Raw genomic sequence first — 23,223 nt, 5'->3', positions numbered from 1 at the left:
AAACAGTCACCAGTTAGCTTCGTGCAAAATACAGGAGGGAACCAGAAATGCAACTGCAAAAGATTTTTAATACCGAAGCGCCGAACCAGTCCACCCGCATCATCGACGGGGAATGCTCGGGCATTCTGAACTGGAACGATATCCGCATGCCGCATATGTATAAGCTGTACAAGGTGCTGCTGCTGAACCACTGGATCGCCGATGAGATTCCGATGTCGAAGGACGCCCAGCAGTTCCCGCAGCTGGAAGCGGAAGAGCAGCGCGTGTTCAAGATCAACATCGCCCTGCTCGCGGTGCTGGATTCCATGCAGACGATGTTCGTCGGCGATGTGAAGCGTTATTTTACCGATTCTTCGCTGGAGGCCATCTCGGCCATCATCGGGCAGCAGGAGGTTGTGCACAACCAGTCCTACTCCTACGTCCTCTCTTCGATTGTCTCGGACAGCGAGCAGAAGGAGATTTTTGAATATTGGAAGCATGATCCTGTGCTGCTGGAGCGCAACCAGTTCATCTCCGACATCTATCAGGAGTTCCGCGACGCGCCGTCCAAGGAGACTTTTTTCCGGGCGATGGTGGCCGATCTGATTCTGGAGGGCATTTTCTTTTACAGTACCTTCGCCTTCTTCTACAACCTGGCCCGCGACCAAAAAATGATGGCGACCAGCCAGATGATCTCCTATATCCAGCGTGACGAGAATCAGCACTGCTACTTCTTCGCCGAAGTGTTCAAGCAGCTGCTGGCTGATTTCCCCGAGCTGAACACCAAAGAAAATATGGACAATGTCTACCGCACCATCGACCGCGCCGTAGAGCTGGAAACCAACTGGGGCTACTACACGCTAACCAATGTGCGCGGCATTGATATGAACGAGCTGAGCGATTACATCAAATACACGGCCAACAAGCGCCTGGCCCTGATGGGTCTGGACAAGGCCTACAGCGGCGTAGACGTCAACTGCATGCCCTGGATCAAGCCGTTCTCCGACGAGGCGCTGAACGCGACCAAAACCGACTTCTTCGAGGCCAAATCCCGTAACTACGGCAAGGTTGGCGACGACAACGGGTTCGACGATCTGTAATTCGCTAACCCCCCCTTAACATCTATATCCGGGTGTAAGGGGGGTTGTTGTTTAGAATATAACCACAAGTGGAAACGGATAACGTCCTTAATAAGGACGTTATCCGTTTCAGCGAGAAAGATAAGGTTAATTTATACGGAAACATATAAATTCTTATCTTTTGAGAAGAAACGGCTGCGTCGTCCTCTAAAAGAGGCAGCGCCCGTTTCTCCAAAATTCAGAAGGATAATTGATGTGATTGAGTAAAATGGAACCAGACCGTGCTATTCAGACAGCAGTAAGTATACTGCTGTCTTTTTTGCGTGCGCCTCTCAGTCGCATCATCTAGGAGGTTCAAATCAGTTCAAATCCACCCTGTAGCTGCCGTAGCTGAAGCAGGCATCCGGCAACAAAGCCTTCGCCTTTTTAATTATTTGTAGCATCCTCGTCCTCGTACTGTGCATCAATAATATGACTCTTGATAAAAAGCTTCATTAAGCTCCCTCAAAATGATTTGATTACCTAACGACAGGATAATTTAACTCAAAATAAACTTTCTGTTCCCCGCAGTTAACTTAAGGTGTAATCTGAAAGCACCTTTTTTTGAAGGTGATGAAGGTGATACTAATTAAGAAGCGTATTTATGAAGGATTGGACTTAATGCAAGTTATTAAATCTATAATAGAGTGTCCAGTCATATTGAGTTTGCTGAATACGTTAAAGAAAAATGGCCAAACGTAAAGAAGGTGATACTCCCAAAAATTGACGGAAGTTTATCGACTGAAGCTGATTTGCTATTTACATTCCTATTATTGAAAAACGACAAAATAATAGGATTTTATCAATTGATTGAGCAGGAATACATAAGTCGAAAAGATTTATCGCCATGGATTTCACCTTTGTTCATTGATGAGAATGAGAGAGGACAAGGTTTAGGTTCAGTACTGTTGGAGCATGCCAGAAAATTGGTGGGGCAATTAGGATATGCGGAGGTTTATTTAACAACCGACCATATTCGTTATGAGAAATATGGATTCAGAGAAATCGGTTTGGATAATTTCGAATGGGGACGACCCCCAAAATCTATGAGCACGATGCTATAAAGTAATTTATCCCAACATGGTTTGTTTGGGACTTAACTAACGAGGAACGTTAGTTAAGTCCTGTCACTCCTGGTGCACTATATGCGTCTACGATTCAGTCCGCCCAAACCCGTTACTGAGCCAGTTCAAAGCGAAAATGCTGCTAACGAATCAAAAAAATACGATCCAGAAAAGCAAGAACAAGAGCCATTGGGCTATACCGACGAGCAAAAAACTGAAATTCTTGAAGCCGCTAAGAAAGCGGGATTAGAAAAAGTGTACGTACCTACAATTGGCTTGGGAGTTGATGATTACCGAGTGCGGCGTTCCATAAGTTCCTCCCTTAACAAAGGGCTCGCGGAGGAAGAACTTGCGAGAGGCTGCACCAGGCCCGGAAATAACGGCAGATCTGCCGTTGTTGGAGCGAAGTCGCTGGCTAGTCGCTGAAGCGCTTAAGTTCCTCCGACATCGTTACTAACGGGCGCGCTTACACAGCAAAGCAAAGGCGCACACTCTTCCCCTGTAAGGGAGTTGCTTTCCATTCGCCTTCGTTCGTAGTTCGCAAGTCATTGCAAATAGACCAAAGTGCTTTGATTTTCTTTGATTTGATTTAGTTTCCTTTAGTTAGGGCGCTAACCGTGGGGGAAAAATAAGGGGAGTTGTTCTACATGCAGCGCTGCGGGTTTAAGTTTCCCGGCTTGCTGCGAGGTCGTTTCATTCTTGAAATCTTAAGCTTGTTATCCGAATAAAGAGCGATTCTATTGTATTTAGTGCTATAGAATTCTCAATATCCCGCAACGATTCACATTCTGCTGTATTTGGTGCAACAGATTTTGAGCAATAAGGTCAAAAGCACCGGTTTTGCGAGATTCTAATGTACAGAGTGCAACAGTTTCCATTTTCCGGCCGCTACAGTGGGAATTCTATTGTAGAAAATACAATAGAATTGAATTGAATTGAATTCTATTCTATTCATCCAACCCTTTTTGATTTTTCCTATTTTCCTTTTATGATTCTAACAGCGGGAATGAACTTTTGAAACGTTGTACTAGATCGTGTTGAAGTCGGGGAAGGACCTGAATGGTTGCCATTTTTATAAATAAATTGATTTTTGACAAGCAGAAACGGCTTCGCCGTCCTTATAGGACGGTATCCGTTACAGCGAGAAAGAGAAGGATAATTTATAGCGTGAAACATATAAACCTAAATTTCGAAAGTAAGTATCCACAAATCATCTAAAAAGCTTTACACGAAGGGATGTCTTGCTAAAAGCAGCTTGCACCACATGGGTGAAGGAAAAAGAGGGTTTATCCCTTGTCCTATCTGGATTGGTTCAATTCACTTTCGAAATTCAGGTCTAGGTCTACAATTTACAACTTGCGCGCCGCCTTGTGCGCCGTCTCTTCGGCCAGCTCCGCAAGCACGGCATCCAGGCGCAGCTTCAGCTCGTCAGCCAGCGCAACGATCCCCTGATCGTTGCGCACAGCCTGGGAGTCCACCGCATACACGCCGCCCAGAATATGACGCGCACCAAGCACAGACAGCACCGGCTTCAGCGCGTATTCCATGGTGAGCAGATGCGCCAGACTGCCGCCCATGAAGAGCGGGAGCAGGATTTTGCCGGCCAGGCCTTTTTCCGGGATCAGGTCCAGGAAGGTCTTCAGCACACCGGTAAAGGACGCTTTGTATACCGGGCTGACGACGATGACCGCATCCGCTTCGGCCACGAGGCCATTGGCCTTGACGATGGCCTCGCTCTCAAACCTGGTATGGATCAGGTCCTCCGCCGGCAGCTCGGCCACATTGATCCGCTCCACTTCAAAACCGTGCCCGCGCAAACCGGCCTCCGCATACTCGATAACCGCAGTAATCCGCGAGAGCAGGGATGGTGTTCCGTTGATAATAACTATTTTAGCCACTTCTCCACCTCTTCCGTTCGTTGTCCTACCAAATTATACCTCTTCCGCTTCCGGCAAGAATCCTTCAAATTAGTAATAATCCTAGCAGAGCGCAGAGAAGATTGTCAACGTAAGAGCAGCCCCGCCACCTCCGTAGCACGGCTTCTCCGTACAACATCCGGCGTTCATCAGTTTACATAACCGGAATTCGGATAGCCCGAGTTGTCCATCCGTGCATTACAGCTATATAAGCTGAAGTTCACTCTATATAACACAAAACTTACGTTTCATGTACTGCCCACAGGAGTTATAAAGCTATGAGCTTCTCCGTTCGCGGCTGTTTCTCTCAGTCCGGCCAGAAGAAATGGATAGTTTATTGTGCATTATGACGAATTTCATAGTAAATTGATGCTTTGCATCCATTGTTTACTATATATTTACGTTAGACAATCTTTCATTTAATCTGCAAATGGTAGATTGGGAGAAGGCTACAACAATATCGTATCTGGAGAGGAGAAGATTGTAAAAAATGAACATTCCCTCAAGGCGAAAAAAATGGTGGGCGGCAGCGCTCTCCTTTGTGCTGGTTGCCGGTATGGCCCTGCCCTCAGCACCCACTGCTTCAGCAGCTCCGGACAACAGCATCCCCGTAATTTCCCAAGTGTATGGAGGTGGAGGCAACACTGGCGCAACGTACAAAAATGACTTCATCGAGCTGTACAATCCTACAGCAGCAGCTATTGATCTGACAGGGTGGAAGGTGCGGTATGCTTCCAGCTCAGGCGATTTTAGCGACCAATTAACTACTCCCCTTAGCGGCAGCATCCCCGCAGGCGGCTTCTACCTGATTCAGGAAGCTGCCGGAAGCGGGGGCACCGCTGAGCTTCCGGCTCCCGATCTGGTCGCCGCAGGCGATGCCGTCCTCTCCATGGCCGGAGCCAGCGGCAAGGTTGAACTCGCGGATGCCTCTGGCACCCGGGTCGATCTGGTCGGCTACGGCACAGCCTCCGCCTATGAAGGAACAGGAGCGGTTCCTGCCCTCTCTAACACAACCGCAGCTGTGCGCAAAACATCCGCTCTGCTTCCTTCCGGCAACCGCGGACTCGATACAGACCAGAATAATGCCGACTTTACGGTACAAGCCCCGGAACCCCGCAGCTCCGTCACGGACAGCGCCACGGCTCCGGCAGTCTCCGCTTCCATCCCTTCCGGGACGACCGTACCTAAGGGAACGGAGCTTGCTCTTGGCACCGGCAGTGTAACCGCAAGCGTCTACTATAGCGTGTATGCCAATGGCAGCACCACCGCTTTGGAAGATTACGCTTTGTACATCACGCCGATCCTGCTGCAGGACGACACCGTTCTCATCAAAGCTTACTCCGCTGAGGAGGGCAAAAGAGACAATGGTATTTTCCAATTCAGCTATACCACCCAGGCGGCTGCTGAAGGGCTGACCATCCCCCAAATTCAGGGTACCGCCCATTCCTCAATCTATGCCGATCAGCTCGTGAAGGGTGTGGCGGGGATTGTAACGTACACCAGCGGCAGCACATTCTACATGCAGACGGCAACTCCGGACAGTGATGTCCGTACCTCCGAGGCCATTATGGTCTACCTTCCCGGCAATCAGGTGAAGGCCGGCGATTCCATTGTCGTGGATGGCCGGGTTAAGGAGTATAAAGAAGCCGGATATTCGGATGCCAACGATCTCCTGACGACCGAGATTGTGGCGACCCGGGCTGATGTGCTCTCCAGCGGCAATGCGCTGCCAGCAGCTACGATTATAGGCACAGGGGGCCGGGTCATTCCAGCCACCACGATCTCCGCCGGCTTGTCCGCCGCTCTCGAGCCGGACAAATATGCTCTCGACTTCTACGAAAGTCTGGAGGGCATGCGGCTCCAGCTCAATGCCCCGAAGATTATCGGGCCGTATGATTATGAAATTCCGGTTGCCGTGGACAACGGCAGCAGTGCAACAGAGGTGTTCTCCCCGGCAGGCGGTCTGGTTCTTACAGGCGCGGACTTTAATCCCCAGCGAATTCTGATTGACGCCGAGCCAAGTACACCGGTGCGGACGGGACAACTATTTAAAGGAAACATCATCGGCGTTCTCAGTTACGATTACGGCAATTTCAAGATTCGGCCGGAAAGCGCCCTGCCGGAGGTGGATGCGGGTACTTCAATCGAACGCGAGACCACTGACTTGGCACCCGGAGGAGATCAATTGACCGTCGCTTCCTTCAATGTGGAGAATTTCTCCCGCAATAGCAGCCAAGACAAAATCTCCAACATTGCCAAAGCTATCGTAACCAATCTGAAGACCCCGGATATCATTGGCCTTCTGGAGGTCCAAGACAACGACGGCGAGAGCAACAGCGGTACTGTGGATGCCGCAGAGAGCTACATTGCGCTGATCGAGGCCATCAAGAAGGCGGGCGGTCCGACTTATGCGTATACCGACATTGCGCCTGACAATAATAGGGACGGCGGTGTGCCGGGCGGCAATATCCGGGCCGGATTCATCTACAATGTTGCACGCGTTGAGCTTGCTCCGGGCACGAAGGGGGACGCCGCCACGCCGGTAGTCTACAGCGCAGACGGCGGACTCAGCCTGAATCCGGGGCGGATTGATCCACTGAATCCGGCATTCGACGATTCCCGCAAGCCGTTGGCGGCCGAATTTATTTTTAATAATGAGAAGGTAATGGTCATTGCCAATCACTTCAACTCCAAGACGGGAGACTCCACTCTCTATGGCGGCGTACAGCCTCCGGTCAGATCAAGCGAAGCTCAGCGAGTGCAAATCGCTGCAGTCGTAAGCGGCTTCGTATCCGATGTGCTTGCCAAGGACCCTGATGCGAATGTTGTCGTACTTGGCGATCTGAACGATTTCCAGTTCTCGGACACGCTGAAGATTCTGAAGGGCAGTGCATTAACCAATCTGATTGACACGCTGCCGCTGGGCGAACGCTACTCCTATATCTATGAGGGGAACTCCCAGACACTGGATCATTTGCTGGTCAACAATAAGCTGGCTGCAAAATCCACTCTCGATATTGTGCATATCAATGCCGACTTCGATGCCAAAGAAGGCCGCGTGAGCGACCATGATCCGCTGCTGGCGCAGATTGATCTGGGCACCGAAAATTTCAGCCTGCGGGTATTGCATACCAACGATACTCACGGCCACCTGGAAAATATCTCAAGACGCACCTCCGCAATCAGCAGCGAGCGGACAGGCAATACCGTGCTATTGGATGCCGGCGACGTCTTCTCGGGGACCCTGTATTTCACCCAGTTCAAGGGTCAGGCCGACATCTCGTTCATGAACAACATCGGCTATGACGCAATGACGTTCGGCAACCACGAGTTCGATCTGAACAAGGAGCAGCCGGAGGTTCTGAAAAATTTCGTGACCGCCGCAAAGTTCCCGTTCACCAGTGCAAATATTGACTTCACCACCAAGGCAAGCGAGCTTGCGGAGCTGTATCAGGATATAACCGGAACGCTTGAAACCGATGAAACCCGCAGCACCGCCAAGGATGGACACATCTATCCTTCAGTCATTAAGGATGTATACGGCGAGAAAATCGGAATCTTCGGCCTGACCACGGAGGATACGGCAGGCCTGTCCTCTCCGGGAGATCAAATCAGCTTCAAGGATCACGTGGAAAGCGCCAAAAACACAGTAGCTATGCTGGAAGCCCAGGGCATTAACAAAATCATCGCTGTTACCCATCTCGGATATACCGTCGATCAGGAACTGGCCAAGGCTGTTCCGGGCATCGACATCATCGTCGGCGGACACTCGCATACGAAGGTCGATCAACCTCCGACACCGGTCGTTAATGTCGGCACCGGCAAGAATGTGCTTATCGTGCAGACCGGTGAATACAGCCAGTTCCTTGGCGAGCTGGATGTAACTTTTGACAAAAACGGTGAAATTCTGTCCTATAACGGCAAGCTGCTCGATGTCAGCCTGTTCGGCGAAGACGCCGCCGCCAAGGCTATGCTGGCACCATACGACGCCGAATTAACCACTGTCCGAAGCACCGTGGTCGGTTACTCGGACGTTGATCTGTACACCAACCGCATGATCGACGGCAAGTCGGTGCGCGTTGTGCGTCAGGAAGAAACGCCCATCGGCAACATGATCGCCGACAGCATAGCCGAAAAAGTCAGCGAGCTGATGCCCAGCTTCGTATCGGCAGGCGACCTCGAAACCATTAAAGGGGTTGTAGCTATTCAGAATGGCGGCGGCATCCGCGCCGCCATTGATAAAGGCGACATCACCATGGGTGAAGTGCTGACCACGCTTCCGTTCGGCAACAGCCTGGTCGCGCTCAAAGTGACCGGTGAAGAGATCATCTCCTCGCTGGAGAACTCCGTCAGCGGCTTAAGCTCGGATCAGGGACGGTTCGCCCAGGCCTCGGGAATGAAATATACCTATGATTCCACCAAAACCCCGGAAATCGTGGATTCACTCACCGGAGAGGTCACGCAAGCCGGGGAACGGATTGTAGCTGTGGAAATCCGGCAGACTGACGGCTCCTATCTGCCTGTCGACCCGGATGCCTACTATCTGCTGGCCACAAATTCCTTCATGGCTGGCGGCGGCGACTTCTACCGCGCACTGGCCGACGCCAAGGCCGATGGACGTTATTATGAACTGGGTCTTCCGGATTTCGAAGTGCTGTTGTCCTATCTGGACAAGCATAACCCGGTTACAATCGGAGTTGAAGGCCGAATCACCGATCTGAAGGGTGAGGCACCGCTGCCGACGCCAACTCCTACACCGACTAGCCCACCGGGAGGAGGAGGCGCCCCATCAACGCCAACTCCGACGCCTACACCAAGTCCAACTGCCGCTCCGACGGCTTCGCCGCAGATAACGACAATCACGGCAGAGGATCTCACCAGCCGGCTGGCGGCCTTGCCTGCCGGAACCAGCGAGCTGTTGATCCCGCTCACCGCTTCAAGCGGCGGAGCACAGGTTGTACTTCCAGGCAGTGTGCTTGTGCAGCAGGCAGCTTCCAATCCCGCTGCCGTCCTTACGTTCACCACCCCTGACGGGGCATCTTATTCACTTCCGCTCAGTGTATTGAACGGGACAGCGCTGGCCGCACAATTGGGCACCGGCGACTTTACAATCACCGTATCCCTGCTGCCGGCAGATGCGGCAACCCTTAGCGGCATCAGCCAGGCGATTACGGCGCAGGGCGGTTCGCTAAGCCTGGCCGCCCCGGTTATGGAATTCACGGTTACGGCACAGGCCGGAAACAGCAGTGTTCCGCTGAACAGCTTCGGCGGCACCTATGTGAAGCGGACAATTACCGCGCCGTCCGCACTGGATTCACAGAGTGCGACTGCTGTATCGTTTGATCCGGCCACCGGCAAGCTGTCCTTCGTACCTTCCGTCTTTGCCGGCAAGTCTGACGGAACCACCGAGGTTACAATCAAACGAAACAGCAACAGCTATTACACTGTCGTTGAGTCCAGCAAAACATTTGGGGATATTACCGGTCACTGGGCCAAATCATCCATTGATCTGCTGGCCTCCAAGCTGATTATCACCGGCACGAGCGCTACAGCATTCCAGCCCTCGCAGATGGTGACGCGCGCGGAATTCGCGGCGCTGATTACCCGCTCCCTTGGGCTTGCGTCCATGAGCAGCGCAGCCGCCTTCAATGATGTGGGCGCGAATGCCTGGTATACAGATGCTGTACAAACAGCCGCAGCGGCGGGCCTCCTTACAGGCTATACTGACGGCAGCTTCAAGCCGGACAGTCCGATTACCCGCCAGGAAATGGCCACGATTCTGTCAAAAGCTATGAAATACACGGGCAAATCCCTGAATGCCGAGCCTGCGGTACTGGCCAAATTCAGCGATGCCTCCGCCATTCCGGCCTGGTCCCAGGCAGCGGTAGCCGAAATTGCCGCTGAAGGCATCATCCAGGGCAGACCGGACGGCTCGTTCGCGCCACAGGTTCTGGCCACCCGTGCAGAAGCAGCAACAATGCTGGAGAAGACCCTGAAGTCGCTTGAGTTTATCAATTAAGCTATGAAGGAGCTTAAGCCAGCTTTGCAGGCCGGCAGCTCAATGTAAAGCAAGTGGATAATTTATAAGCGTGAAGCCTAAAAATTATTATATTTCCAAAGAGACAGTTTCCGAAGCGCCGCTGCGCTCCCGGGACCGTCTCTTTTTTATATAAGCTCTTGAAATTTTGTTCTCTGATTCATTTCTACGATTTTTCAGGATTCGAAGTTCGATATCCTTGATAATATAATTATGTTCGTTTATAATAAAACCATTATTAAGTTCTATATTTATAGAACAAAAACCACTATTACGTGATTTACACAATTCATCTCTTGCCCAATGTCTGAATGGCGCAATTCCCAAGGAAGCGAGGAACACGAATGGAGTATACAGTAGAAGTAGATTTTGCCCCGATGTATGAATGCTTTACAAGTCTGACGGCTTTTCTCTATAAGCAGAATCATAACGCTCTTGAGTCCGGAAAGCCCTGGGTGAAGGAGGTCCAAAAGAAATTCACCTCCGCCCAGCTTCAGCAGATGCAGAAGTTCTCCAAAGAAAATGCGGACTTTACGCTCACTCCTTACATTTGGAGCTGTCCGGGAGAACGTTCCGTAGCCGGCTTCCTGGATTGGTTCGATAGCCTCTCCGCCGGAGAACTGTTCGAAATCACTGCACGCTTCGGGTCCACGGTGCCATCCAATCTTGCCGGGCTGCGCAGCAGCGCCTCCGGCATTCTGCGCGAATGGGATGAACGGTACTTCCGCGGCATTGATCCTGCCATTCTTGAGGGGCTGAGCCGGGAGGCGGATTCCAGACGGGCCGAACTGGGCGGAGCCAATACCATGGGGGTCTACGAACGGGCGACGCAGGGAATGCGCCTGTACCCGGGTGAAAGCCTGAAGCAGATCATACTGATTCCGCAGTATCATGCCCGGCCATTGGTCACTTCATCTTTATATGATGAATTTGTCTTTACCAGCTATGCCTGTGACGCGCTGCCTCCTGAGGAAGGACGCCCCGCTCCTGCACTGCTGCGTCTCACCCGGGCGCTGTCGGATGAGACACGGCTCTTGATTCTCCGCCTGCTTGCCGGGAAGCAGCTGAGCTTTACGGAAATCGTCCGGCAGGTCGGCCTGTCCAAAAGCACGATCCACTATCACCTCATCACACTGCGCTCAGCTGGACTGGTCATTGTCCACAGCAACGGCAAAAGCGCTTCGTACAGCCTCCGACTGGACGCGCTGAACGATCTGCCGCAGCGGATTTCAGATTATCTGGAGAAGTGAGCGGCAGGCTGAACTGTGAAAAAAATACTCTTCCGCCCGGATGAACCGCCGCTTAGCGTATTATATCCCATTTACGTCTGAGCTCCCGGCTGCTTACATGAAAAGGAGTGAAATTCCTGTGCTGAAACGCAGTTACTATGGTCTTCTGTCTACGATTTCCCTGAGCGCCTTCGGAGATGCCTTTGGCCTGCTGGCGATGGAATGGCTGGTCTATGACCTGACCGGCTCCAAGCTGGCTATGGGTGCGCTGGCACTGAGCTCCGGCATCCCGGAGCTGCTGCTCCGCCTTCTCGGCTCGCCGCTGGCCGACCGTCTGCCCCGGGTGCGCTTCATGGCCTGCCTGGCCGCTGTCCGGCTGCTGGCCATCGCGCTTCCGCTGGGCATGGGCCTCGCCGGACAGCTCCAGCTCTGGCATTTATTCGCCGCAGCCGGGCTTAGCGGCGCCTGCGCCGCGCTGTTTATGCCCACAGCGATGGCCGTGATTCCCGGCGTCGCAGACAGCCGGAAGCTGGTGCGTGCCTTCGCCGTCATCGACGGCTGCAAGGGAGCGGCGGCGCTGCTCGGCCCTGCGCTTGCCGGCGTCCTGACCGCAGCCAGCGGGGCTCTACCTGCGCTTAGCATCAATATGCTCTGCTACACTGCCGCCATCGCCACTCTGCTGTGCCTGCCTAAGCTGCCTGCGCCAGCCAAGCCGGACACTGCCAAAAGCAGCTTCTCCCCTTCCTTGTACATGCGCGAAATTGCTGATGGCTTCACCTTCTACAAGCAGTTCCCGGCGATGTTTACCATTATGCTTATGGCTTCGGTCAGCAATCTGAGCTCCATCGCCGTCTGGACGATGATGGTTCCCTATGTGCGCGAGGTGCTCCACCGCGATGCGGCAGCAATGGGAACACTGACCACAGCGTTTGCCTTCGGAACGCTGGTCGGCCTTAGTATAATCTCCCTGCTGGGCGAGATCACACACAGACGCCTGGTGATGCTCGGCAGTCTGGGCACCATCGGAATCATTACGTCCATTTGGGGCCTGATCCCCAGTTTTCCGTTTGCGCTTGCTGCCGTATGTGTATCCGGCGCCTTGGGTCCCTTCTTCGGCTCACTGAGCTCCTCGCTGCATGGGCGCCTGGTTCCCGGCAACCTCCAGGGACGGGTGAATTCCATCCGCTTCCTGATCGGCGGCAGTCTGACACCCTTTGGCGCTTTTGCAGGCGGGGCCATTGCCGAGGCCTACGGCGTACCTGTTCTTTTCCTTGCCGCCGGGCTGCTGCCGGCTCTTTTTGCCGCAGCCGCTATGCTGCTTCCCGGCCTCCGCATGCTTGACGGCGATCTGTCCGTACTGGAAGCCAGGCATTTGCAGAGCAACAAACCGTCTGCATACCCCAGGGCGCTTTAGCCAGACAGTGAACACATCCTCTCGCGGCCAATGGACCTGGTTGCATAGGGCATGACGGAAGACGCCGGAATCAAAGGTATTTCTGCCTTTGATTCCACCGATTGGCCCTCTCCAGGCTCGAATCAGAGGTACTTCTGCCCTTGATTCCACCGATTGGCCCTCTCCAGGCTCGAATCAGAGGTATTTCTGCCCTTGATTCCACCGATTGGCCCTCTCCAGCTCGAATCAGAGGTATTTCTGCCTTTGATTCCACCGATTGGCCCGGCGCCTGGCCCGACTGAACTCTTTTTTCCAGATAGAAGCCTATTTCCGCATGCCAACGGACTCCAACGCCCTGTATAGGGAGATTCACCTGAATTCTGCCTGCCGGAGAAGCGCACTAAGGTCCGTTAGTCCTGCTAAAGTACTCTTGGCGAAACTAAGGGCATTTCAGTCCGTAAGGGTACACACACCAAACAGACGATACCCGGATCACCGGAGCACCGCCTGCGGGCTGCATTAGAGCAATCAGCCTTAGGCCCAAAGCTTTCTCTAGGATTTCATCCCGTCTTCACCTGCCTCGTAGTGGCCCGTATCCCCATGCAGCAGAATCTTCGCCCGGCCGGCCGTAAATTCAAGCTTGCACAGGCAAGCCGGATAAATATAAGGCAGCTCCCACAGCTTGTTCATGGCTCTCTCTTCAAAATGGGCCATCAGCACTTTGATGACTACCGTATGGGTAACAATCAGGATACTCTGCCCGTCATGGGCGGCCACAATTTCCAGCAGCTTGTCCAGCGCCCGCTTCTGCACTCCGGCAAAGGTCTCGCCTCCCTCCACACTGAATTTCTCAGGGTCCTGCCAAAAATGATGATGCTGCTCCGGGTCCCGGGCCTCTATCTCGCCGGAGTTCTGCCCTTCCCACAGCCCCATGCCGATTTCCTTGAATTCATCGCAAGCGGTCAGCGGAATGCTCCGCCCGCCCCGCACAATCTCCGCCGTCCGCAATGCCCGTGGACTGGAGCTTGTATAGATGATATCAAGCGGCTCCTTGTACAGCCCCCGGTTAAGCCATCCTGCCTGCTGCTCGCCAAGCGGTGTAAGCGGTGAATCGAGATGCCCCTGCATCCGGTTCTGGACATTCCACTCGGTCTGCCCGTGCCGGGTTATATATACTGTTGTTGCAGCCAAGAAATCCCACTCCTTTTGTAAAGCACTATATAAGCTATACTGATAAGCTGAAGCTGATACCTTCATCCGGGTGTTGCCGCGGCTGCGGAGAATGCCTGGACTTCCGGGCGGCGCACACGCACCTGCCGGCCCAGCTACACCCGCCTCTGCTCGAGCCATTTCACCGCATAGTCCACAATCTCGCGCTGCGGAATGAGCTGGGCTGCGGCCGCTGCGACCCTTCCATAGGCTATCTGCCCCGTCTCCCGTCCGAAGTCCCCGCCAATAGCGGCAAAATCATCCGAATTCCAGTTATAGTCCCTGAATTCCACCCATTGTCTGGCTCCATCGACCAGCATTGGCGCTCCGGCAATGACCTCCTGCTTGCCGGCATACTCCGCCCGGCATTCGGCCAGATGCAGCGAAGTGTTGTTGAAATTGTCCACGCCCAGCAGCAGTATACTTCCGGCCCGATCATAAATCCGGGCCAAAGGCGAACGCTCGCCAAGCCCATATTCCAGCGCATGCCCGTCAATGATCTCATCCCTGTGCTTGCCCCAGGCGGCAAAGGAATGGACCGGATGGCTGCTGCGCCTGACTCCCTTTTGCTTGCGGAAGGTCTCGGGGATAATTCCCATCCCCCGCAGCAGCGTAAGATCCGGATCATAGGCCGGCATGTGCTCACGGATGCCCTGCCACCATGTCTCCGGCACCGGCGGATTGCTCCAGCCGGACGGATCGGTCAGATCCGATGAATGCGTGGGCATCACCAGCGTTCCTTCTTCCCCCAGCGCCTGCTCCAGCGCAAGAATAACGGCGACCGGCCCGCCGGCCACCCACTGGCCCAGCGATTTAAAGGAGGAATGCAGCAGCAGTGTCATCCCCTCCCGTACACCCAGCCTCCGAAAGCCGGATGCAAGCGTCTCAACTGTAATTAATTCTCCGTGTATCTCTTCCATTCGGCGCCTCACCCCTGTTAACTTACGATTCCTTATCCCCCATACGTCCGGAATAGCGCTCCAGCAGCAGCTTGGCGCGGTACTCGCCGGGCGAAATGCCTTCCAGCTCCTTGAACACGCGGGCAAACTGTTTGCTGTTCTCGAAGCCGACCGCTTCGGAGACCCCGGCCAGCTTGATGCGGTTCTCGGAGAGCAGCGCCTTGGCGTGGCGGATGCGGACTCTTTTCAAATACAGCACAAAGCTTTCTCCGGTATACGCCTTGAAGGCCTCGCTGAAATAAGAATAGTTAAGCGACACATGATTGCTCACCATCGCCATATTCAGCGGGCGGGCATAATTCGCCTCAATGTAGGCCAATGCTTCCTCCATGTCGGCATGCTCTGTGTGGCAGGATTTAATTCCTATAATATAATCGTTCACCGTAATGAGCAAATGCTCCAGTGCCCGGTAATAGTCGTGAAAATGGCGGAAATTATACAAATTGCCAACCGTACGGTACAGCTTCAGCACTTCTACGGAGGCTTCCCCATGCAGGCGGAACACCTCGTCCAGCACCCGTTCGTTCATGCTGCGGCCCACACTTTCAAGATACGCTAAATCCAAATGCTGCAAATGATCGAGCTGAAAAATACTTCCCAGCAAGCTTTTGATTTCCTTCTCGCGGTCGGTGCCGAGCATATTCAGCAGCTTGCGGAGCTCCTCCTCCGGCAATGGAAAACGCAGCCGTCCTTCCCGCAGCTCCGCATAGTCCATGAAGCTCGCCTGCGGCGGCAGGAAGGTATACTGCAGTGCGCGGCAGGCTTCCTTGTAGCCTGTGCGGAATTCCGCCGGATTCCGGCTTTCCCCGCCGATGCCAATGAGCAGCCCCCCCAGCTCTCTTGCGGCAGCCTGCCGGGACAGCTCCAGAAATTCCTCCTTGCCGCTTCCGACCAGCACCAGCTTCCCTTCCCAATCGGTAAGAACCTCCGCAAACCGCTCTGCCAGCGGTCCGCTCATCCGTTCGATCAGCCCCTGCACTTCCTCCGGCTTCATCCGCGCCCCGTCTTTGTAATAGAAATTCAGCACACCCACCGTAAAAGGAACCGGCAGCCGGCTCAGCTCCTGCTGCTGCTCCATTGTCGGCACCGCCGCCTCCTGCATCAGCAGTGCGCTCAGGCGGGCGGTGCGCAGCTCCTGGCGGTAGCCCTCCGCCTCCTGTGCAAGCTTCTGGGTGCTGGACTCCCGCTCCTTCCACTCCCGGCGGATTTGCTCCAGAATCCCGAACAGCTCCTCGCGGCGGATCGGTTTCAGCAGATAGTCCTTGACGCGGTAGCGGATGGCGCTTTTGGCATATTCGAAATCATCGTAGCCGCTCAGGATAACGACTGCCGGCCCTTCGCTGCCAGGCTCCGCTTCAGCAGCCAGCCGCTCCAGCAGGGTGATTCCATCCATCACCGGCATGCGGATATCGGTAATAATAATATCCCTCCGTTCCTGCCTGTAGAGCGCCAGCGCCTCTGCACCGTTCCCCGCGAGCGCGATGCTGTATTCGGTGGGATATTCCCGTTCAATCATGGCCTGCAGACCCTGGCGGATCATCTTTTCATCATCTATAATCAGCAGCTTCTTCATGTCTGTCTATCCCCTGTCAAAAGAACTTTGGGCAGCGTCATGAACACCGTCGTCCATTTCCCCGCTTCACTCTGAACCTCCAGCCCGTATGCTTCCCCGTAGAACAGCTGCAGCCGCTGATGTACATTGCGCAGTCCAATGCCGCCCACTCTGTAGCCTCCGGCTGCCGATCCGGAAGCATCCGTGCCGGGCTCCTCTTTGGCGTAAATGGAGGCATGCAGCTCCGACAGCCGCTCCGGCGTCAGGCCGGACCCGTTATCGCGGATCGCAATAAAGATATCCTCCTCCGCCTCCGAAAGCTGGATGCAGATCGTGCGGTTCTGAGGCTCTTCCTCTCCGGCCGACCAGGCATGCTTCACACTGTTCTCCACAATCGGCTGCAGCGACATCTTCAGGACCTCCAGCTCCAGATAAAGAGCATCGATTGAAAGCTCCAGGAGAACGGGATACTCAAACCGGATATTCATCACCTCTATGTAATTCTCGATATGGCGAATCTCATCCCGCAGCTTCACATACTCTCCGGACCATTTGAAGTTATAGCGCATCATGCCGCCGAGCGAGGTCAGCGCATCGGAGATGCCCCGCTGATTCTCGATTTCTGCCAGCATTTTAATATTTTCCAGCGTATTGTACAGAAAATGGGCATCAATCTGGTTATGCAGGGTACGCAGCTCCGCCTCCTTGGAGAGCGCCTGCTTGTTCACCGCCTGGGCCACCAGCGTATTGATCGTGTTCATCAGCTTGGAGAAATGATGCGCCAGCTCGCCAACCTCCCCGCCTCCACGGATGCTCATGCCCGTGTAGACCTCGCCTCTGCGCACTCTTTTCATCGTTTCCGTCAGCCGGCGCAGGTTCTTCAGAATGAAGGCATTCAACACATAAGCGATAGCCGTTACCAGGAAGATGAAGCCGATATTCAGCCCGATAATCAGATTGCGGGTATGCGATATATCCTTCATGACCTCTTCCATCGACACTACATTCACCAGTGAAGCGCCAATCTGCGCAAGCGGCGTCTGAATCAGCAGAAAGGAGTTGCCGTTCTCCTTGTAATGGATATCCCACTCCCCGGTTCCCCCGTACTTCAGCAAGCGCCCGGCAATGGCCCCGGCCAGCTCCGGATATTTCTGCACAAAGGAGTTGTCGGAACGCGTAAACAGCTGCATTCCATCGCCCGCAATGAACATTTGTGACTGGTTATCGCGCACAGCGGTATACGTTTTCGGTGTGAAGCGGCTGAGCAGCATATCGACCTGAATCATGCCGACATGGTGTCCGGCCGGAATGCTGATCTCCCGCAGCAAAGAGACTTTGGGCTGTCCTTTGGGAGGATCGCCGGAGTAGCGCTGCATAAGATCGGGGTCATCACTCTGAAAGGACCACAGCTCCTGCCCGTTCAGCTCCAGGGCCTTTTGAAACCAAGGCTCCATGGACACCCGGTCCTCCCGGAAAATAATCGGCCAGATCTCATGCACCTCCTTGCTGCCCGAATACAGCCGCAAATGCTCAATATTCGGATTGTTGAATTGAATCCGGTTCAAATTCACAAAGGTCGTTGTATTGAAATCAATCAGTTCCCCGAGCGTCGGGTCGCTCTCATTCACCAGATAATTCTGGATTACCTTGTCGGAATACGCCATCTGCGCCGCCCGTTCCATGGCTTCGATCTGATTGAGGATATGCAGCTTTTCCATTTCCAGCAAATAGCTGTTCTTGTCCACGGCGTCGCGGACGTACGTATTGTTGATCGCTCTGTAGGAATAAAGGGACACCAGCAGGCAGGGGCCCAGAATAATGAATATATAGGCTGCCACCAGCCGGCTTTGCAGCGATCTCCGTCCCCACCAATAGCTGAAGGAGCTCCATAATGCCCCAGTTCGTTTGCGCATGCTCACCTGTGTCTTGTACACCTCGCCTCAAAGGCCGCAGAATAAGAAGCTGAAACGGCTCCGCCGTCCTTTAAAAGGGAGCCGGCACCTCCCAAGCAGCGCTGCTAGTGTCGCTTTCAGATGCCGTTTCAGTCGGTATATTGAAGAAAATAACCCAAAAGCCCGCGGTCTGCGGGCAATTGGGCATATTTATAAAGGATTACATTCCAAGCTTTTTCTTGTTCTCTTCATATTTCGTCTGGCGGTAGGCATCGAAGGTTGCCTGGCCTTCCTTTTCTTTCTTCTCCAGATATTCGTTCCAGAGCTTATCGAACTCGGCGTCGGAGGAAGCCATCAGCAGCTTCGGCAGCGTTTTGCCGCGCAGATTCTTCAGCTTGGTGGCGATTATGCCTTCAGGCGAGTTGCCTGTAGGGTCAATCTGCTGGAATTCCGAGGTGTTGACCGCTTTGCCGCGGGTCCAGTCTTCCAGCTGTTTGAACGGCTCCACCGATTTAGGCAGCCATTGATCCGTGATATTGGTATTCTGCATCATCCAGAATGTAAAGGACGAGCCATATTGCTTGTCGAATGCCGCACGGTCCTTATTCATCAGATCAAAGGCTTCAGGAAGAAACTGGTCTTTCCCGTCAATTGTATCATAGCTGACCCCTTTTTCGCCCAGGTAAAGATCCTTGTTGCCTTCCTCGCTGTTCAGGTAGCTGAGGAATTTGATGGCACGCGCCTTATCCTTAACATCCTTGGAGATCAGCGTTACTGTCCAGCCGGAAATTCCCGGGCCGTTCAGCGCCGGAGGGTCCAGCTTGGTGTTCGCGGGTCCGTCTACAGCAATATAGGTTTGCTCCGGATTTTTTTGATAAATGGTGCCGAGCTGGGAAGCAAAGTCAGTACGTTGATAGAGCATGGCGAAATAACGGCCCTGCGCAATCTTTTCTTCCATTTGAGCACGTTTGTCAATGAAAATATCCTTAGCCAGCAGTCCGTCCTGGTTGGCCTGGCGGAGTGTCTTCATCCAGCGTACATACTCAGGATCGGTTTCACGGTCATAGACCTTGCCGTCCTTCTCCCATGGAATGTTCAGGAAGTTCTGAATATAGCCTTCCAGCGAGTCGTTGCCGTTCTCGGTGAACTCATGCAGACCAAGCGGTATAATCGGCTGGCCGTTGATTTCAGGGTATTTCTCCTTCGCCAGCTTCAATGCGTTCAGGAAGCCTTCAGGTGTGCGCATATCCGGACTGCCAATCGCTTCATAGATATCCTTGCGGACGACAAACGTTTGGTTGGAGACATAGTTTTCGCCGTATTTTTTATAGTCAGCCGGTGAAGAAGAGGAGTTGGGATAGCCGTATACATTACCGTCCGGTTGAGTATACCAGCCCAGCTTGTCGGCATCGGACACTTTGAAGAAGTATGGATCATATTCTTCGGCCAGCTTGTTCAGCGGCAGCACCAGTTCGCCTTCGATCATCTTCTTGATTGCATCCTCCCAGAAGCCGAGAGTAATGAAGTCAGGCAGCTTGCCGGATGCAATCAGCGTATTGAGCTTCTCATTCTCGTTCCCTGCCGGTACGATGAAGTTGATATTTACCCCTGTCTTTTTCGTTACATATTGGGAGGTAGGGTCCACACCCCATTTATTCGGAAACCAGGCAAAATTCAGATACCAGTCAAACGTAATGGGTGAGGTGTCGCTTTTCCAGCCAGGCTCATCCGCCGAGACCGCAGTCGCTGCCGGTGCTTTTGTGGCCTCTGCCGCATTCGTTCCGTTCCCCGCGTTATCCTTGCCATTGTTACCCGCATTATTGCCGCTTGAACAGCCTGTTGCCGAGAATGCCAGCACCAGCCCCAAGAGCAGCAGCACCATTGCCTTTGGCTTGCGTTTCATGCCCATGCTTATTTACCCCTTTTCTAAGATTGTAGATTATAAGCTCAACTCCATAACCCGCTTTAGCGGCGGGCGCCGGAGGAGTTATCCCGTTGCTTGGTTGCTTAGCCCGGAATCAGGCCTCAGCCCTTGATTGAGCCGATCATCATGCCTTTGACGAAATAGCGCTGCAGGAACGGATAGACAAACACTATCGGCAGCGTGGTAACCACCATGGTAGCCAGCTTGATGGACTGGGAGGTTACGCTTTTGGTTACACTGCTGCCCTGCACGGCGACCATCATCTGGTTGGAGCTGGATTGGGCCACAACCCGGAACAGGTAGGTCTGAATCGGCTGCAGATCCGGATTATTGATATAGATGATCCCGGCAAAATAATCATTCCACTGGTACACCCCATGGAAGAGGGCAATCGTTGCAATGACAGGCATGGATACCGGAAGCACGACCCGCAGGAAAATTGACCAGTCATTCGCTCCGTCGATCCGCGCCGCCTCCTCCAGTCCCTCGGGTATTTCCCGGAAGAAGGTCATGAAGATGATGAGATCGAAAAAGCTGAACATCACCGGAATAATATAGACCAGAAAATTATCCAGCAGATGCAGGTCCCTGTTCAGCAGAAAGGTTGGAATCAGCCCGCCGTTGAAGAACAATGTAATCGTGCCAAGCAGAATGTAGAATTTGCCGCCGATCAGCCCTTTGCGGGACAGCGCATATGCCACCATCGCCGTAAAGAACACATGGATCAGCACACCCAGCACGGTTTTGGCTACTGTAATCCCCATGGCCTGCATAATGCCCGGGCTTGCGAACACCGCATCGAAATTCTTCAGGCTGAACATGCGCGGCCACCAGTAAATCCCGCCCAGCATCGCATCATTTCCGTCATTGAAGGCGTTGACCAGCACGTACCAGATGGGGTAGAGCGTCAGGAAGCAGACACACAGCATAATCAGATTGTTTACGATATCGAACAGGGCCTCGCCCTTCGTCTTGCGCTTGAGAGCAAACATGGTTAAGTCCTCCTTGTCTAGAACAGCGACGTGTCGTTTATTTTTTTGGATACCTGATTGGCAATCAGCAGCAGTATCAATGCAATAACCGCCTTGATCAGGGTGACCGCCGCAGAGTAGGAGAAGCGGTTGGAGATGATCCCTGTATAGTAAATGTAGTAGTCGATTACATTGCTGGCGCTGTCATTGAGCGAATTGCGCAGCACCAGAATCTGGTCAAAGTTGGAGTTCAGCACACCGCTGACGGCCAGGATGAACAGAATGCTGATCGTCGATTTAATCGATGGCAGAGTGACGAACCACATTTTCTGGAAGCGTCCGGCTCCGTCGATCGTCGCCGCTTCATACATTTCGGGGGAGACCCCGGAGATGGCCGCCAGATAGATAATTGCGGACCAGCCAAGCTCCTTCCAAATGTCGGAGGAAATAATGATTGTCCAGAAATAGCTGGGCTCGGCGAGATAGGTAATCGGCTGATCGATCAGATGAAGCGACAGCAGAATGTTGTTCACAATCCCCACATCCGCCAGCCAGGTAGCCAGAATTCCGCCCAGCACCACCCACGAGAGGAAATGGGGCAGATACGAAATGGTCTGGATCGCTTTCTTGTACCTTAAGGAACGGATCTCATTCAGAAAAAGAGCGAAAATAATCGGCAGCGGGAATCCGATCAGCAGCTTGATTAAACTGATGCCCAATGTATTCCTGATAACATTGACCAAATCCTCGTCATCGAAGAATTCCCTGAAATGCTCCAGCCCCACCCAGGGTGCTTCAGCAATCGACTTCACAATGTTATATTCCTTAAAGGAAATAATCAGCCCGTACATTGGAATATAGTTGAAAATAATCATCCAAACCACGCCGAGCAAGGCCATCGTCTGCAGATGGCGCTGGGCCAGGAGTCTCCTCCAAAATGAGCTTTTAGGTCCTGAACCGGTTTCGATTTTTGACGAAAGGAGCGGCTTTATCGCCGGATTTGCTTCGGTGCTTCTTTTGTTCTCCATCATATGGCCTCCAAAATCTATCTGTCTGTATTTATGGTGAAGCGCTTACAGCTCTATGTATTTATTGTATAGTCTTTGACGGGCTGCTGTAAGGGTCCAGATTTCGTATTTGGGTGCTGATTTTTCGGCTAAATGATTGGAAGGTGAAAGCTCCTGTTAAGTGCAGGACGCAACTGCGGGGAATATTCCTGATTTGTAACCGCGCTTTGCGGCAGAATCCAAGCATAAGCCGAAACCATATAGAAACTCAGGGAGAGTAAAGGGCAAGGGGAAGCGCTGTTCAGCCTCCCCTTGCCCTTAGTTGCCCTTCGTTCCTTTCGTTGCTGTTGCTCTTCTGTTTTCCGTTCTTTCGCATTCCTGGCTGCCTCGCCTTCCCAGGCTCCGGTTGCTCCGGTGCCTGGGACCGCTTGGACTGCATCGATGCTTGGACGGCTCCGGCGCTTCGATAACCTCCATGCTTGGACGGCTCCGGCGCTTCGATAACCTCCATGCTTGGACGGCTCCGGCGCTTCGATGACTCCAACTGCTTCGATGGTTTCGGATGTTTTTTTATGGTTTCTGCTGCTTCGGTGGCATCGGCTCCGCCAATGGATGCAGGTTTTTCTAGCCCTGCCTTTCACAAAGGGTGGATTCCTGAACTCGCGCATCTTCCTAAGTGGAAAAAGTACCACTAATTTGCAAGAATCTCCTCCAGATCATCGTATGTGGGAAAAAGTACACTTAATCCGGGCAGATGGAGCGAAAAAACCTGATTATGCTCAAATTAGTTATACAAAATCCCACTAAATACCGCTTTGGAGCAAATTTGACCAGATTAGTTTTACTAATTCCACTGCTATGAACGAATTTGTCAATTCCCCTGTTTTTCACCCTTAAACCAAGGGGGTTCAATCCCTTGGGCATAGAGACAAAATGCGAGTCGTCGGCTGGCACACTGCTATCCGTGGGTTGG

14 protein-coding genes are annotated in these 23,223 nt (G+C 53.1%); 6 read left to right on the top strand and 8 right to left on the bottom strand.

Features of this window, described 5'->3' with window-relative positions; all coding sequences use genetic code 11:
• Window positions 1–47 precede the first annotated feature (47 nt).
• The 3 genes from HYD27_RS26880 (at window position 48) to HYD27_RS26870 (ending at window position 2,587) form a co-directional block, all read left to right on the top strand.
• Window positions 48–1,079 carry a ribonucleotide-diphosphate reductase subunit beta gene (locus HYD27_RS26880; protein WP_219220406.1) on the top strand — a complete coding sequence of 344 codons (1,032 nt, stop codon included), beginning with the start codon at window positions 48–50 and terminating at the stop codon, window positions 1,077–1,079.
• Between the two features lie 665 nt (window positions 1,080–1,744).
• Window positions 1,745–2,161: a GNAT family N-acetyltransferase gene (locus HYD27_RS26875; RefSeq protein WP_219220404.1), complete on the top strand. Its 417-nt coding sequence runs from the start codon at window positions 1,745–1,747 to the stop codon at window positions 2,159–2,161.
• An 81-nt stretch (window positions 2,162–2,242) separates the two neighbouring features.
• Window positions 2,243–2,587: a hypothetical protein gene (locus tag HYD27_RS26870; protein WP_219220402.1), complete on the top strand. Its 345-nt coding sequence runs from the start codon at window positions 2,243–2,245 to the stop codon at window positions 2,585–2,587.
• Window positions 2,588–3,510: 923 nt separating this feature from the next.
• Here the strand turns inward: HYD27_RS26870 and ssuE are convergent.
• Window positions 3,511–4,059, bottom strand: coding sequence for an NADPH-dependent FMN reductase (gene ssuE / locus HYD27_RS26865; protein ID WP_219220400.1), 549 nt, complete (start codon window positions 4,057–4,059; stop codon window positions 3,511–3,513).
• A gap of 508 nt (window positions 4,060–4,567) precedes the next feature.
• On the opposite strand from ssuE, the gene HYD27_RS26860 reads away from it, so the two are divergent.
• The 3 genes from HYD27_RS26860 (at window position 4,568) to HYD27_RS26850 (ending at window position 12,757) form a co-directional block, all read left to right on the top strand.
• On the top strand, window positions 4,568–10,096 hold the full coding sequence (locus HYD27_RS26860) for an S-layer homology domain-containing protein (RefSeq protein WP_219220398.1): 5,529 nt from the start codon (window positions 4,568–4,570) through the stop codon (window positions 10,094–10,096).
• Window positions 10,097–10,458: 362 nt separating this feature from the next.
• On the top strand, window positions 10,459–11,364 hold the full coding sequence (locus HYD27_RS26855) for an ArsR/SmtB family transcription factor (RefSeq protein WP_219220396.1): 906 nt from the start codon (window positions 10,459–10,461) through the stop codon (window positions 11,362–11,364).
• A gap of 118 nt (window positions 11,365–11,482) precedes the next feature.
• Window positions 11,483–12,757, top strand: a complete 1,275-nt coding sequence (locus HYD27_RS26850) for an MFS transporter (protein ID WP_219220394.1) — start codon at window positions 11,483–11,485, stop codon at window positions 12,755–12,757.
• A 531-nt stretch (window positions 12,758–13,288) separates the two neighbouring features.
• On the opposite strand, the gene HYD27_RS26845 is transcribed toward HYD27_RS26850, so the two are convergent.
• The 7 genes from HYD27_RS26845 to HYD27_RS26815 all read right to left on the bottom strand — a co-directional run bounded on the left by HYD27_RS26845 (window position 13,289) and on the right by HYD27_RS26815 (window position 22,271).
• Window positions 13,289–13,927, bottom strand: coding sequence for a histidine phosphatase family protein (locus tag HYD27_RS26845; RefSeq protein WP_219220392.1), 639 nt, complete (start codon window positions 13,925–13,927; stop codon window positions 13,289–13,291).
• Window positions 13,928–14,061: 134 nt separating this feature from the next.
• Window positions 14,062–14,865, bottom strand: coding sequence for an AAC(3) family N-acetyltransferase (locus HYD27_RS26840; protein WP_219220391.1), 804 nt, complete (start codon window positions 14,863–14,865; stop codon window positions 14,062–14,064).
• 22 nt (window positions 14,866–14,887) lie between these two features.
• Window positions 14,888–16,477 (bottom strand): response regulator, encoded by a 1,590-nt coding sequence (locus tag HYD27_RS26835; protein WP_219220387.1) that lies wholly within the window; start codon window positions 16,475–16,477, stop codon window positions 14,888–14,890.
• Window positions 16,474–18,369, bottom strand: coding sequence for a cache domain-containing sensor histidine kinase (locus HYD27_RS26830; protein ID WP_219220385.1), 1,896 nt, complete (start codon window positions 18,367–18,369; stop codon window positions 16,474–16,476). The genes HYD27_RS26835 and HYD27_RS26830 overlap by 4 nt, the downstream gene beginning before the upstream one ends.
• A 199-nt stretch (window positions 18,370–18,568) precedes the next feature.
• On the bottom strand, window positions 18,569–20,257 hold the full coding sequence (locus tag HYD27_RS26825; protein ID WP_219220383.1) for a type 2 periplasmic-binding domain-containing protein: 1,689 nt from the start codon (window positions 20,255–20,257) through the stop codon (window positions 18,569–18,571).
• 116 nt (window positions 20,258–20,373) lie between these two features.
• Window positions 20,374–21,264 carry a carbohydrate ABC transporter permease gene (locus tag HYD27_RS26820; RefSeq protein ID WP_219220381.1) on the bottom strand — a complete coding sequence of 297 codons (891 nt, stop codon included), beginning with the start codon at window positions 21,262–21,264 and terminating at the stop codon, window positions 20,374–20,376.
• Between the two features lie 17 nt (window positions 21,265–21,281).
• A complete protein-coding gene (locus tag HYD27_RS26815) occupies window positions 21,282–22,271 on the bottom strand; it encodes an ABC transporter permease (protein WP_219220379.1) in 990 nt (329 codons plus the stop codon).
• Between the last annotated feature and the right edge of the window lie 952 nt (window positions 22,272–23,223).

It is taken from the genome of Paenibacillus sp. S150 (assembly GCF_019352175.1).
Taxonomy (GTDB): domain Bacteria; phylum Bacillota; class Bacilli; order Paenibacillales; family Paenibacillaceae; genus Paenibacillus_AQ.
The sequence above is the reverse complement of the archived record's forward strand: the minus strand, read 5'-3'. Positions and strand labels throughout refer to the sequence as shown.